At 69.3% G+C, this 12,371-nt stretch carries 14 protein-coding genes; 11 read left to right on the forward strand and 3 right to left on the reverse strand.

The genetic code is table 11. The features are described 5' to 3' along the window. A complete protein-coding gene (locus tag AB0H76_RS27665; RefSeq protein ID WP_357329617.1) occupies window positions 1-435 on the reverse strand; it encodes an SRPBCC domain-containing protein in 435 nt (144 codons plus the stop codon). Window positions 436-622: 187 nt separating this feature from the next. Here AB0H76_RS27665 and AB0H76_RS27670 point away from each other — a divergent pair, with 187 nt between their 5' ends. Together AB0H76_RS27670 and AB0H76_RS27675 are read left to right on the forward strand one after the other, a co-directional pair. Continuing rightward, on the forward strand, window positions 623-1,219 hold the full coding sequence (locus AB0H76_RS27670; protein ID WP_357329619.1) for a LysE family translocator: 597 nt from the start codon (window positions 623-625) through the stop codon (window positions 1,217-1,219). A 79-nt stretch (window positions 1,220-1,298) separates the two neighbouring features. Continuing rightward, the gene (locus tag AB0H76_RS27675; protein WP_357329621.1) at window positions 1,299-1,970 is read left to right on the forward strand and encodes a trimeric intracellular cation channel family protein; all 672 of its coding nucleotides are present in this window, start codon (window positions 1,299-1,301) and stop codon (window positions 1,968-1,970) included. Here AB0H76_RS27675 and AB0H76_RS27680 read toward each other — a convergent pair. After that, complete coding sequence (locus AB0H76_RS27680) at window positions 1,967-3,142, reverse strand: pyridoxal phosphate-dependent aminotransferase (protein WP_357329622.1); 1,176 nt, start codon at window positions 3,140-3,142, stop codon at window positions 1,967-1,969. The genes AB0H76_RS27675 and AB0H76_RS27680 overlap by 4 nt on opposite strands. Window positions 3,143-3,319: 177 nt before the next feature. On the opposite strand from AB0H76_RS27680, the gene AB0H76_RS27685 reads away from it, so the two are divergent. Then, window positions 3,320-3,529 (forward strand): hypothetical protein, encoded by a 210-nt coding sequence (locus AB0H76_RS27685; protein WP_357329624.1) that lies wholly within the window; start codon window positions 3,320-3,322, stop codon window positions 3,527-3,529. 46 nt (window positions 3,530-3,575) lie between these two features. Here AB0H76_RS27685 and AB0H76_RS27690 read toward each other — a convergent pair whose 3' ends face one another. Further along, window positions 3,576-4,472: a sigma-70 family RNA polymerase sigma factor gene (locus tag AB0H76_RS27690; protein WP_357329626.1), complete on the reverse strand. Its 897-nt coding sequence runs from the start codon at window positions 4,470-4,472 to the stop codon at window positions 3,576-3,578. Window positions 4,473-4,529: 57 nt separating this feature from the next. Between AB0H76_RS27690 and AB0H76_RS27695 the strand changes: the two genes are divergently transcribed. The 8 genes from AB0H76_RS27695 (at window position 4,530) to AB0H76_RS27730 (ending at window position 12,364) form a co-directional block, all read left to right on the forward strand. Then, entirely contained in the window at window positions 4,530-5,102 is a 573-nt protein-coding gene (locus tag AB0H76_RS27695; RefSeq protein ID WP_357329628.1) for a GNAT family N-acetyltransferase, read from the forward strand. A 49-nt stretch (window positions 5,103-5,151) separates the two neighbouring features. Then, window positions 5,152-5,688, forward strand: a complete 537-nt coding sequence (locus AB0H76_RS27700; protein WP_357329630.1) for a methyltransferase domain-containing protein — start codon at window positions 5,152-5,154, stop codon at window positions 5,686-5,688. Window positions 5,689-5,831: 143 nt separating this feature from the next. Beyond that, window positions 5,832-6,962: an alpha/beta fold hydrolase gene (locus tag AB0H76_RS27705; RefSeq protein ID WP_357329632.1), complete on the forward strand. Its 1,131-nt coding sequence runs from the start codon at window positions 5,832-5,834 to the stop codon at window positions 6,960-6,962. A gap of 14 nt (window positions 6,963-6,976) precedes the next feature. After that, window positions 6,977-7,852, forward strand: a complete 876-nt coding sequence (locus tag AB0H76_RS27710) for an oxidoreductase (protein WP_357329634.1) — start codon at window positions 6,977-6,979, stop codon at window positions 7,850-7,852. A gap of 78 nt (window positions 7,853-7,930) precedes the next feature. Further along, a complete protein-coding gene (locus AB0H76_RS27715) occupies window positions 7,931-8,401 on the forward strand; it encodes a carboxymuconolactone decarboxylase family protein (RefSeq protein ID WP_357329636.1) in 471 nt (156 codons plus the stop codon). 299 nt (window positions 8,402-8,700) lie between these two features. After that, window positions 8,701-9,792: a 3-deoxy-7-phosphoheptulonate synthase gene (locus AB0H76_RS27720; RefSeq protein WP_357329637.1), complete on the forward strand. Its 1,092-nt coding sequence runs from the start codon at window positions 8,701-8,703 to the stop codon at window positions 9,790-9,792. Between the two features lie 204 nt (window positions 9,793-9,996). Then, the gene (locus AB0H76_RS27725) at window positions 9,997-11,655 is read left to right on the forward strand and encodes a DNA repair helicase XPB (RefSeq protein ID WP_357329639.1); all 1,659 of its coding nucleotides are present in this window, start codon (window positions 9,997-9,999) and stop codon (window positions 11,653-11,655) included. A 40-nt stretch (window positions 11,656-11,695) separates the two neighbouring features. Beyond that, on the forward strand, window positions 11,696-12,364 hold the full coding sequence (locus AB0H76_RS27730) for a DUF3239 domain-containing protein (RefSeq protein ID WP_357329641.1): 669 nt from the start codon (window positions 11,696-11,698) through the stop codon (window positions 12,362-12,364). Window positions 12,365-12,371: the final 7 nt, after the last annotated feature.

Here is a 12,371-nt window from a genome sequence, read left to right on the forward strand (position 1 = left end):
TCAGGACGCGGCCAGGAACGCGGTCAGCGAGTCCAGCAGCATGGTCGAGCCCTGCTCGGCCATGTCGCGCTCCTCGGCCGAGGCGCAGTCCTGGCTGAGCACTGCCTCGGTGCCGGCGCCCTTGTCGGTCAGTTCGAGCTTCATCACGGTGCTGCCCGTCGGCGTGGCCATATCCATGACCAGCAGGCGCTCGGGCTCCACCTCGAGGTAGCTGCCCTTGATGTCGTGCCGGTTGCCCGCGGGGTCGACCACGGTGGTGGTCCAGGCGCCGCCGGGGCGCACGTCCTGGTGCACGGAGCCGGGCGCGGAGTAGGACCACTGCTCGTACTGCTTCTCGTCGGTCCAGGCCTGCCACACGGCGGCGACCGGGGCGTCCAGGGTGCGGGTCAGGCGGTAGGAGAAGTCGCTCATCGTCATCATCTCTTTCTGTTCCATCGAGTGGGTTCAGGTGATCAGACGCCGCGGCCCCCGCGAACTGATCGCACCGGAAAGTGGTCTGCGTCACACGAGGGTTGCCAGGCCACGGACCTCGAAGTGGACCGCGACGGAACCGGGTGCGGCGGGCCAGGATCGAAGCATGCAGACGGCGGCGATTGTAGGTGTGGCGGCAGCGGCGTTGGGGATGGTGCTGACCCCCGGGCCGAACATGATGTATCTGGTGTCGCGCACGGTGTCACAGGGGCGGCGGGCCGGGCTGGTCTCGCTCGGCGGCGTCGCCGCCGGTTTCGGCGTGTATCTCGCGGCCGCGACCGCCGGGATCACCGCGGTGTTCGCGGTGGTGCCGGGGCTGTACCTGGCCGTGAAGCTGGCCGGGGCGGCCTACCTGCTGTGGCTGGCGTGGCAGGCCGTCAAACCGGGCGGCGCCTCGGTGTTCGCGCCCGCCGACCTGCCGGTGGACCCGGCCCGGCGGCTGTTCACCATGGGGCTGGTCACCAATTTGCTCAATCCGAAGATCGCGATCATGTACATGGCGCTGATCCCGCAATTCGTGGCGCCCGAACGCGGGCAGGTCTGGTTGCAGAGCCTCGGCCTCGGCGCCGTGCAGATCGTGGTGGCGCTGACCGTGAACGGGCTCATCGTGCTCGGCGCCGGCGGCATCTCGGGCTTCCTGGCCGCCCGGCCGCTGTGGCTGCGGACCCAGCGCTGGGTGATGGGGTCGATGCTGGGCGCGATCGCGATCAAACTGGCCACCGACAAGGCCCGGCCCGTTCCCGCCTGAGCCCGTACCGGGTGTCGCGGGCCGCGCAGCGCTCCCGGCGTGCCAACCTGCAGGGCAGGGCGCACGAAGGGAGCGATGGATGAGCGCTGGGACGATGCTGCTGGCCGGTCAGTTCGACTCCGCCGCGAACGCCGCGCAGCACGGCGGCGAGCTGCTCGGCGTGATCGCGTTCGCGACCTCCGGGGCGCTGCTCGCGGTGCGCAAGAACCTCGATATCTTCGGCATGGCGGTGCTGGCCTGCTCGACCGCGCTCGGCGGCGGCGTGCTGCGCGATGTGCTGGTCGGGCGCACGCCACCGGCCGCGTTCACGGACCTGACCTATCTCAGCGCGGCGCTGCTCGTCACGCTGGTCATCTTCTTCCGGCACCCCTCGGCGCGGTTGACCCGCGGCCCGCTCGAGATCGCCGACGCGATCGGCCTCGGCCTGTTCTGCGTGACCGGGACCGCCATCGCCTACGCGCACGGCGCGGGCGCACCCTCGGCCGCGCTGCTGGGGATGGTCAGCGCGATCGGCGGCGGCGTGATCCGCGATCTGCTCGGCGGCCAGGTGCCGAGTGTGCTGCGCCCCGATCAGGATCTGTACGCGGTCCCCGCGCTGCTGGGCGCCTCCGCCACCGCAGTGCTCCTGCACTTCGGTCTCTATCAGGTGTGGACCGGCTTCCTGGCCGCATCGCTGGCCATTACGTTCCGGTTGCTCGCGCGCCGATTCGAGTGGCGCGCACCGCAATCCCGGCACGCGGCCGACAGCTAGACGCGCACGCCCGCGCGCAGCCGGCGCACGCCCTCGTCGATCGTCTCGTCCCGCTTGCAGAAGGTGAAGCGCACCAGCGCATCCCAGGATTTCTTGTCGTCGGCGAAGACACTGACCGGCACGGCGGCCACGCCGAGGCGCTCGGGCAGCTCGCGGCAGAACTGGAGCCCGTCGGTACGGCCCATGGGCGTGATGTCGGCGCAGACGAAATAGCCACCCGCGCTGGACTTCACGTCGAAGCCGGTGTCGGCGAGCGCGGCCGCGAGCCGGATGCGCCGGTCCGACAGCGTGTCCCGGAGCGTGCCCACCCAGTCGAGTTCGTGCTCGAGGGCATAGGCGACGGCGGGCTGGAACGGGCCACCCGCCACGAAGGACATGAACTGCTTGGCGGCCAGCACGCCGTCGATGAGCCGCGCCGGGCCGCAGGCCCAGCCGGTCTTCCAGCCGGTGACGCTGAAGGTCTTCGCGGCGCTGGAGACCACGACGGTGCGCTCGGCCATGCCGGGCAGCGTGGCGATGCTGATGTGCTCGCGGCCGTCGAAGACGAGGTGCTCGTAGACCTCGTCGGTGAGCACCAGCAGGTCGTGCTCGCAGGCGAGTTCGGCGATGGCGGTGAGATCGGCGCGCTCGAGAATGGTGCCGGTCGGGTTGTGCGGGGAGTTGACCACGATCATCCGGGTGGCCGGGGTGATGGCGGCGCGCAGGCTGTCCAGGTCCAGCACGAAGCGGTCGCCGTCGGCGACCAGGCGCGCTGTGCGCCGGGTGGCGCCGGCCAGCGCGACCGCGGCGGCGTAGGAGTCGTAGTACGGCTCGATCAGCACCACCTCCTGGCCCGGCTCGACCAGCCCGAGCAGGGCGGCACCGATCGCCTCGGTCGCGCCGACGGTGACGAGCACCTCGGTGTCGGGGTCGTACCGCAGGTCGTAGCGGCGGGCCCGGTCGGCGGCGATGGCCTGGCGCAGCACCGGCATGCCGCGGCCGGGCGGGTACTGGTTGAGCCCGTCGGCGATGGCCTGGCGGGCGACCTCGAGCATCGCGGCGGGGCCGTCGGTGTCGGGGAAGCCTTGGCCGAGATTCACCGCGTCGTGACGGACGGCGAGTTCGGTCATCTCGGCGAAGATCGTCGAGGCGAAGGGGCGCAGGCGGGCGACGGTCGCGGAGCTCGTGGACACCCTGAAAGGGTAGCCCAGCTGTCGCTGCCGTTGCCAATAGATAGCGAAAGGCTATGTTTCACTTTAAGTTCGAGGCTTCTACCTGCGTGGTTGTGAGTTCTCTGAACGGCAGCTAGCCTCGCCGTGTTCTACCTCACAAAAAACCGCCCTCCGGGCGGATTCTCGAAAGGGGCGTTCATGGCCTCGTATCTGGACCTGGTACTGCAGCCGGCCGCGTCGGAGGTCGCCGGAGCAGCACTGGGTTACCTTCGCGATATCGCACACGATCTCATCGGCGGCAGCTTCCTCGGCTCCTCCACCGGTGACTTCTTCGGTGGTTCCTCGACGGGCAACCACGGCACCGGTTCCTCCACCGGCGACTGGTTCACCGGCTCCACCATCCCGTAATTCCGAGTATCGACCGGGTCGGGCGATGAGGGTCCGGCCCGGTCACTCAGATACGCACACCGGAGAGTTTCGCGGGATTGGCGTGATCGTAAGTGCCCCAAATGGTTCCGGCACTGACCGTGAAGCCGACCACCCGCGCCGGGCCGTCGTCGCGCTTGACGATAAGGCCCAATTGCCCGTTCACCAGCGCGAATTCGTAGCGCATGGTGGCGGCGCCGTCCGTGCCGATGCCGTACCTGCCGGTCAGCCCGAGCAGGAACCTGGCGATCCGGTCCGCGCCGTCGATCACATTCACCGCGGTGGACGTGGTGCCGTTGGCATCGCCGACCATCCGCGAATCCGGGTGCAGCGCAGCGGTTACCGCGCCCACATCACCGGCGGCGAGCGCGTCCAGCAGGCGGCGCACCGCGGCCTCGTGCTCGGCATCGGGCACCGGCGCCGGGACACCGGCCACCGCTTTGCGGGCCCGCACCGCCAGTTGCCGGGCGGCATCGGCGGAAATCCCCAGGATGTCCGCGATCTCGTCGAAGGGCACCGCAAGCCCGTCGTGCAGCACGAAAGCCACGCGCTGCGCGGGGGTCAGGGTGTCGAGCACGACCATCGCCGCCATCCGGAATTCCTGTTTGCGCACCACCTGCTCCAGCGGATCGGCGGTCCGCGAGCCGGTCAAGCCGGTGACCACCGGCTCCGGAAGCCACTGCCCCACATAGGCTTCCCGGCGCGCCGCGGCGCTGCGCAGGCGATCCAGGCAGATCCGGGTGACGACCGTGGTCAGCCAGGCCCGCAGATCCTCGATCTCGGATTGGTGCACGCCCGCCAGGCGCAGCCAGCTCTCCTGGACCGCGTCTTCCGCGTCGCTGACACTTCCGGTCAACCGGTAGGCGACGGAAAGTAGATGCGTTCGATGCGATTCGAACAGATCAGCGAGAAAAGCGGCAACCACCGGGTGGATTCTACGGGGCCCGAGGATACGGCCGGCGCACCGGATACGCATGACACCATGAGTGCTGTGCAGGAACGCGCGCTCTCCGACGGCACCGTGTGGCTGTCGCCGCCCACCGAGGCCGATATCGACACCATCGTCGCCTGCTGCCAGCATCCGTCGATCGGCGAGTGGGTGACCATCCCGGTGCCGTACCGGCGCGAGCACGCCGAGGCCTTCCTCACGGATCTGGTCCGGCCCGGCTGGGCGGGCCGCAGCCCGACCTGGGCGGTGCGCGCGGCGCAGGACGGCCCGGTGATCGGCATGATCGGGCTGGAGGCACAGGATGTCTCCGCCGCCGAGGTCGGCTTCTGGCTGGTGCCCGAGCAGCGCTCGCGCGGGCTGATGTCGCGGGCGCTGGGTTTGGTCTGCGCTGCCGGTTTCGACCCCGCCACCCTGGGCTTGCAGCGAATCAGCTGGCGCGCCTTCGTCGGCAATCACGCCTCGGCGGCGGTGGCGCGGCGCAACGGTTTTCACTACGAGGGCATGCTGCGCCTGGGCAGCACGCAACGCGGGCTGCGGCGCGACACCTGGATGGCCGGGCGGCTGCACACCGATTCGGGCCTGCCCGCACCGGAGTGGCCGATCTGATCGCCGCAATCCCCGGACTCGCGGGCGGCGCCGTCCTAGATTTGCGGCTATGGCGGAGGACGCGCGTTTCCGGTGGATCGTCGACACCATGGCGGTGCGGCCGGGGGATCGGGTGCTGGAGATCGGTCCGGGCGCCAGCGAGTCCATCGCCTGCGTGGCGCGGGCGCTGGACGCGGGTCACTACGTGGGGATCGACCGTTCCGCCACGGCCATCACCCGGGCTACCGAACGTCATGCGGCGCTGATCGATTCGGGCCGGGTCCGGCTGGTGCACGCCGGGCTGGAACACCTGCGCGCAGGCCGCGCGGTGGCGGGAGTCGACTTCGGCGCGGGCACTTTCGACAAGATCCTGGCGGTGAACGTCAACCTGTTCTGGACCAGACGGCCCGATGCCGAGCTCGCGCTGGTCCGGGATCTGCTGGCCGCCGCGGGGACCCTCAATCTGTTTTACGGCTACGGCAGCCCCGGCGCGACAAGTCCGAAACCGCCGCCGGGCACTCTGATTCAGCACCTGGAAGCGGCGGGATTCAGCGCTCGGACAGTCACGGCGGGCGACTTGCTCGGCATCATCGCCCGGCCCCGCTGACCCGTTGTGCATAGCTCACATCCGGGTGGGCGGGGCTGATGGGAAGCTCCAGAGCTGTCGCCGGATCGGGTTCAACTCAAAACTAACACCGTTAGCCTCCGTCCGTACGGCGCCAATGACGGCGCGCTCGAGGAGGTTCAGGGATGACACGACCTACCGTCCGGCTGCGGGGCAGAGCTCTCGCCAGCGCGGTGATCGCCGCGGCCGCGGCGCTGCTGATCGGCGTGGGAGCGCCGGGCGCGGGCGCCGAGGAACCGCAGGCGCCGACCGAACAGGAACTGGCCGACAGCATCAATCGGGGCGGTCGGCCCGTGGCGGTCGCGGACTCCGGCAGCAGCTCCGGCTCCTCGGGCAGCCGCTCGGCCGTGGCGGCCGGTGCCGGTCCCGAACTGAGCTCCGCCGTAGCGGCATTCGGCTACGGGCTGTTGAATCCGAATGCCGCACCGGCGGGCGCCAACGACTGGAATTGCCGTCCGAGCGCGGCGCATCCGCGCCCGGTGGTGCTGATGCACGGCACCTGGATGAACGCCTACGACAGCTTCGCCTACCTGTCCCCGCGCCTGGCCCGGGCCGGATTCTGTGTCTTCGCACTGAATTACGGCCAGGCCAACCTGCTGGAGGGCGGCGGTCTCGGGCCGATCATGCCGGGGCGCAACGGCGTTGGATATATGGAGGACTCGGCGCGGCAGCTGGCGGTGTTCGTCGATCAGGTGCTCGCGGCCACCGGCGCGGCGCAGGTCGACGTGGTCGCGCACTCGCAGGGCGGCACCGTGGCCAACCAGTATCTGAAGTTCGAGGGCGGAGCGCCGAAAGTGCAGCGGCTGATCAGCTTCGGCGCCACCCACCACGGCACCTCGCTGCTCGGGATCGCGACACTCGGCCGGATGATCAACAATCTCGGCCTCGACATCCTGGGCTTCTACGAACTCTTCGTCGGCCACGGCAATATTCAGCAGACCGTCGATTCGCCGTTCGTGCGCAACCTGAACCGGGACGGTGACACCGTGCCCGGAATCGATTACACCGCAGTGGGTTCGCGCTACGACGAGGTGACCAACCCCTACCAGCTGACCTTCCTGACGGCCGGACCCGGCGCGACCGTCGCCAACATCACCCTCCAGGACGAGTGCGAGCAGGACTTCTCCGATCACCTGACGATGATGTATTCGCCTCGGGCAGCGGCGATTACGCTGCGCGCCCTGGATCCGGTCGCCTTCCCGGACCTGGTGTGCGCCTTCAATCCCTGGCTGGTCGGCGGAGGCGGCTCGCTCTAACTAGACTCCGGATCATGAGTGGCTGGGACAATTCGGACATCCCCGATCAGAGCGGGCGGCGGGTCATCGTCACCGGCGCGAACAGCGGATTGGGGGCCGCGGCGGCACGCGCGCTGGCCGCCGCGGGCGCCGAGGTCATCCTGGCCTGCCGCAACCTGGAGAAGGCACAGGTGGTCGCCGCCGAGATCGGGGAGCGGGCCCAGGTGCGCAAGCTCGATCTGTCGGATCTGGCGTCGGTGCGCGAATTCGCGGAGTCGGTGGACCGGGCCGACGTGCTGATGAACAACGCCGGGGTGATGGCGGTGCCGCTCGGTCGCACCGCCGAGGGCTTCGAAATGCAGTTCGGGACAAATCATCTCGGGCACTTCGCGCTGACCGGCCTGCTGCTGGACAAGATCACCGACCGGGTGGTGACCGTGTCGAGCTGGGGGCACCGATTCGGTCGGATCAATCTCGGCGACCCGAACTGGGAGCAGCGCCGCTACGACCGCTGGCTGGCCTACGGTCAGTCCAAGCTGTCCAACCTGCTGTTCACCGGCGAATTGCAGCGCCGGCTGACCGCGGCCGGGTCGGCCAAGCTCGCCACCGCCGCCCATCCGGGCTATGCCGCCACCGAGTTGACCAAGCACACCGAATCGTTCTTCGACACGCTCATGATCCTCGGTGACCGCATCATTGCGCAGAGTGCCGAAAAGGGCGCGCTGCCACAGCTTTTCGCGGCGACTGCCGATGCGGAGCCGGGCGGGTACTACGGACCCGAGGGGATCGGCGGGCTGCGCGGCTATCCGATCCGCTGCGGGCAGAACAAGGCCTCGCGCGACGAGCGGGTGGCGCGTGAGCTGTGGGAGCTGTCCGAGAAGCTGACCGGGGTCACCTACCGGTTCGGCTGACCGGCCGATGTCACACCCGGTGCGGCCGCGTCGTCGTCTCTGTGAAGCCAACACACACAGGATGAAAGAAGGCCCACCATGGACGCTCGCTTCGATTTCTACGGCAACGACAACGGCGCCAAGTTCACCAAGCGCATCGGCAACGCCGGTCTGGTCGTCGACAACTCGGCCCTGCCCAAGCCCACCCAGGAACTGGTGAAGCTGCGCGCCAGTCAGATCAACGGCTGCGGCTTCTGCACCGACATGCACTCCAAGGACGCCGCGCACGCCGGTGAGACCCAGGTGCGCCTGAACCTCGTCGCCGCCTGGCGCGAAGCCACCGTCTTCACCGAGGCCGAGCGTGCCGCCCTGGCCCTGACCGAGGAGGGCACCCGCCTGGCCGACGCCCACCACGGCGTCACCGACGAAACCTGGGCCCAGGTGGAAAAGCACTACGACGCCGATCAGATCGCCGCCCTGATCTCGCTGATCGCCCTGATCAACGCCTACAACCGGATGAACGTCATCGCCCGCGTCCCGGCCGGTGACTACCAGCCCGGTCAGTGGTGAACCCGGTCGGCGGCCGGCCCCGCGCCGGCCGCCGGACGTAGGACCCACAAACGGCGTCCGGCTCGATAATCTCGAGATACCGGATGTGACGTTGAGCGCCTCGTGGCTGGTGCCTGGTTTGTCCCTGCTACAGTCGGCGACGTGCAGCGAGCATATTTCTGGTTTAGCAAGCCGGCCCTGGGTGGGCCGGTCTGCGGCATGTGCCTGCGCTGACCAACCTCCACCCCCGAGCCGGATGATGACCGGCTCGACGGGGTCTCGAAATTCCGTGGGTCGGCCTGACGAAAAGGAACCCACCTATGACCACCGCAGTTGATGTCGACGCGCGGCATTCCGATCTGGACGACCAGCGCACCCTCTCGGTGAGCCCGTTGCGCTCGCCGGCCGAAGTGCGCCAGGTGCACCAGATCACCGATGCCCTCGCCGACACCGTGCGTGCGGGCCGCAAAGCCACCGTCGACGTGCTCAACGGCGACGACGACCGCCTGATGGTGATCGTCGGCCCGTGCTCGGTGCACGACCCGGCCGCCGCGATCGAGTACGCGCGCCTGCTGGCCGCCAAGGCCGAGGAGCTGAAGGACCGGCTGCACATCGTGATGCGGGTCTACTTCGAGAAGCCGCGCACCACGCTGGGCTGGAAGGGGCTGATCAACGATCCGCACCTGGACGGCTCGTTCGACGTCAACACCGGCCTCGGCATCGGCCGCAAGCTGCTGGTCGACATCACCGGCCTCGGGCTCCCGGTGGCGTGTGAGTTCCTGGATCCGATCACCCCGCAGTACATCGCCGACCTCGTCTCCTACGGCGCGATCGGCGCCCGGACCGCCGCCAGCCAGGTGCACCGGCAGCTGAGCAGCGCGCTGTCCATGCCGGTCGGCATCAAGAACGGCACCGACGGCGACGTGCAGGTGGCGGTCGACGGCGTGCGCGCCGCGGCGGCCAGCCACGTCTTCCCGGGCACCGACCTCGACGGCCGCGCGGCCCTGATCCGCACCAGCGGCAATCCGGACTGCCACGTCATCCTGCGCGGCGGCAGCACCGGCACGAACTACGACGCCGCCTCGTGCGCCGAGGCCTGCCTGCGCCTGGAGAAGGCGGGGCTGGCCCAGCGCCTGGTCGTCGACGCCAGCCACGGCAACAGCAACAAGGACCACAACCGCCAGGTCGACGTGGTCACCGATATCGCCGGCCGCCTGGCCGCCGGTGAGCCGGGCGTGGTCGGCGTGATGCTGGAGAGCTTCCTGGTCGCGGGCCGGCAGGATCTGACCCTGGGCCGCTCGGACGAGCTGACCCACGGCCAGTCCATCACCGACGCCTGCCTGGACTGGGCCACCACCGCTACGCAGCTGGACCGCCTCGCCGAGGCCGTGCGGCAGCGTCGCGAGAACTGACCCTCGCGTTGTTGAACCGCCGCATCGCCGCCCGCCCCCGGGTGCGGCGGCGCGCGGCGGGAACAAAAGCGCCGGGCCGGACGCTGAAGTAGCGGGTCCGGACCGGAACCCGCGGGTTGCCGGGGGCGTCGGGGAGAATGAGACGACCTCGCGAGAGCGATCGGGCCGGGGATGGTCCAGCTGCCGCCGACAAGGGAGAGTTCTGTGACCGATGGTCCGTTGATCGTGCAGAGTGACAAGACGCTGCTGCTCGAGGTCGACCACGAGCTGGCCGGCGCGGCACGGCAGGCGATCGCGCCGTTCGCGGAGCTCGAGCGCGCGCCCGAGCACGTGCACACCTACCGGGTGACACCGCTCGCGCTGTGGAACGCCCGCGCGGCCGGCCACGACGCCGAGCAGGTCGTGGACGCCCTGGTGAATTTCTCGCGGTACGCGGTACCGCAGCCCCTGCTGGTCGACATCGTCGACACGATGGCCCGGTACGGGCGCTTACAGCTGATGAAGTCTCCGGCGCACGGCCTGGTGCTGCACAGCCTGGATCGCGCGGTGCTCGAGGAAGTGCTGCGGCACAAGAAGATCGCGCCGATGTTCGGTGCCCGCATCGATGACGACACGGTCGCGGTGCATCCCTCCGAGCGCGGCCGGATCAAGCAGATGCTGCTGAAGATCGGCTGGCCCGCCGAGGATCTCGCGGGCTATGTCGACGGTGAGGCGCACCCGATCGAGCTCGACTACGAGGGCGGGCACTGGGAGCTGCGCGATTACCAGCAGCTGGCGACGGATTCGTTCTGGGCCGGCGGGTCCGGCGTGGTGGTGCTGCCCTGTGGCGCCGGCAAGACGATGGTCGGCGCGGCCGCGATGGCCAAGGCCAAGGCGACCACGCTGATCCTGGTCACCAACACCGTCGCCGGTCGGCAGTGGCGGCGCGAGCTGCTGGCCCGCACCTCGCTGACCGAAGAGGAGATCGGCGAGTACTCCGGCGAGCGCAAGGAGATCCGCCCGGTCACCATCGCCACGTACCAGGTGATCACGCGGCGCACCAAGGGCGAGTACAAGCATCTGGAGCTGTTCGACAGCCGCGACTGGGGCCTGGTCGTCTACGACGAGGTGCACCTGTTGCCCGCGCCCGTCTTCCGGATGACGGCCGACCTGCAATCCCGCCGCCGCCTCGGCCTGACCGCGACGCTGGTGCGCGAGGACGGCCGCGAGGGCGATGTGTTCTCCCTGATCGGCCCGAAGCGCTACGACGCACCGTGGAAGGACATCGAGGCGCAGGGCTGGATCGCGCCCGCCGATTGCGTGGAGGTGCGGGTCACCCTGACCGACGCCGAGCGGATGGCCTACGCGACGGCCGAACCGGAAGAACGCTACAAGCTGTGTTCCACGGCACGCACGAAGATCCCGGTGGTGCAGTCGATTCTGGCCAAGCATCCGGACGCGCCGACACTGGTGATCGGCGCGTATCTCGATCAGCTGGACGAATTGGGCGTGGCCTTGAACGCGCCGGTGATCCAGGGTTCGACGAAAACCAAAGAGCGCGAAGAGCTCTTCGAAGCGTTCCGGCAGGGCGAGATTCCGGTCCTGGTGGTCAGCAAGGTCGCGAACTTCTCCATCGATCTGCCGGAAGCCTCGGTGGCGGTGCAGGTTTCGGGGACTTTCGGGTCCCGGCAGGAAGAGGCGCAGCGGCTCGGGCGGCTGCTGCGGCCCAAGCACGATGGTGGCCAAGCCCACTTCTATTCGGTCGTCGCGCGTGACACGCTGGATGCCGAATATGCCGCGCATCGGCAGCGTTTCCTGGCCGAACAAGGGTATGCCTATCGCATAACGGATGCCGACGACTTGCTGGGACCCGCCATCGGATAAGTGGAGGAATCCTCTCCACTACGTGTGCTAGGAAGATTACGTGCGACGCTTCGAATTCCCGGTGGACCACAGCCACGCCCAGGCGGTGAACGAAGTTCTCGCCGACGTGCGCCGCCTGCGCGTGCTCGCGATCGCCGGAGCCATCGTCGCCGGGCTGATCGCCGGCTATCTGATCTGGCTGGGCCACGCCTGGTCCTACCTGCTGGCCATCGCGTTCGTGCTGGGCGCGGTGGTCGCGCTCTGGGTGACGGTGTGGGCGCCGCGCCGGTTCAGCATCGACAGGCTCTACGCCACGGGCGATCTCGTGCCCGCGGTGGTCTCGGAGACGCATCCGGGCGGCGTGGTGCTGCTCGCGCTCGTCGATGTCGCCAAGCCGCCCGCCACCGGTCCGCTCTACGCGCTGGTCATCCGCAAGGTCCGGGACCTGCCCGGGCACGAGAAGCGCGCGGGGGAGCGGGTGCCCTCGGTCGCGGTGCGCAGCGAACGCGCGCCCCGGCAGGTCGGGGAGCGCTGGCAGACAGTGCATCCCATGCCGATCGCCTGGGGCACCACCGACGGCAGCGTGATCGAACGCGCTCGCGCCGCGATCGGCGAGGCCGAATGGCGTTTGCTGACAAACAATCTCGGGCTCGCCGCCAAGGTCCGCCGGACCTCCTCGAAGCGGCTGCTGCTCGATCCGGAGCAGTTGCCCGACGATCTGGGCGCCTGAGCGCGCT

Source organism: Nocardia sp. NPDC050712, from assembly GCF_040654295.1.
Lineage (GTDB): Bacteria > Actinomycetota > Actinomycetes > Mycobacteriales > Mycobacteriaceae > Nocardia.

Excerpts from the sequence above, each read along its gene's own strand:
- AB0H76_RS27665 (WP_357329617.1), bottom strand. The coding sequence starts at position 435 with ATGGAACAGAAAGAGATGATGACGATGAGCGACTTCTCCTACCGCCTG.
- AB0H76_RS27670 (WP_357329619.1), top strand. The coding sequence starts at position 623 with ATGGTGCTGACCCCCGGGCCGAACATGATGTATCTGGTGTCGCGCACG.
- AB0H76_RS27675 (WP_357329621.1), top strand. The coding sequence starts at position 1,299 with ATGAGCGCTGGGACGATGCTGCTGGCCGGTCAGTTCGACTCCGCCGCG.
- AB0H76_RS27685 (WP_357329624.1), top strand. The coding sequence starts at position 3,320 with ATGGCCTCGTATCTGGACCTGGTACTGCAGCCGGCCGCGTCGGAGGTC.
- AB0H76_RS27695 (WP_357329628.1), top strand. The coding sequence starts at position 4,530 with ATGAGTGCTGTGCAGGAACGCGCGCTCTCCGACGGCACCGTGTGGCTG.
- AB0H76_RS27700 (WP_357329630.1), top strand. The coding sequence starts at position 5,152 with ATGGCGGAGGACGCGCGTTTCCGGTGGATCGTCGACACCATGGCGGTG.
- AB0H76_RS27705 (WP_357329632.1), top strand. The coding sequence starts at position 5,832 with ATGACACGACCTACCGTCCGGCTGCGGGGCAGAGCTCTCGCCAGCGCG.
- AB0H76_RS27710 (WP_357329634.1), top strand. The coding sequence starts at position 6,977 with ATGAGTGGCTGGGACAATTCGGACATCCCCGATCAGAGCGGGCGGCGG.
- AB0H76_RS27715 (WP_357329636.1), top strand. The coding sequence starts at position 7,931 with ATGGACGCTCGCTTCGATTTCTACGGCAACGACAACGGCGCCAAGTTC.
- AB0H76_RS27720 (WP_357329637.1), top strand. The coding sequence starts at position 8,701 with ATGACCACCGCAGTTGATGTCGACGCGCGGCATTCCGATCTGGACGAC.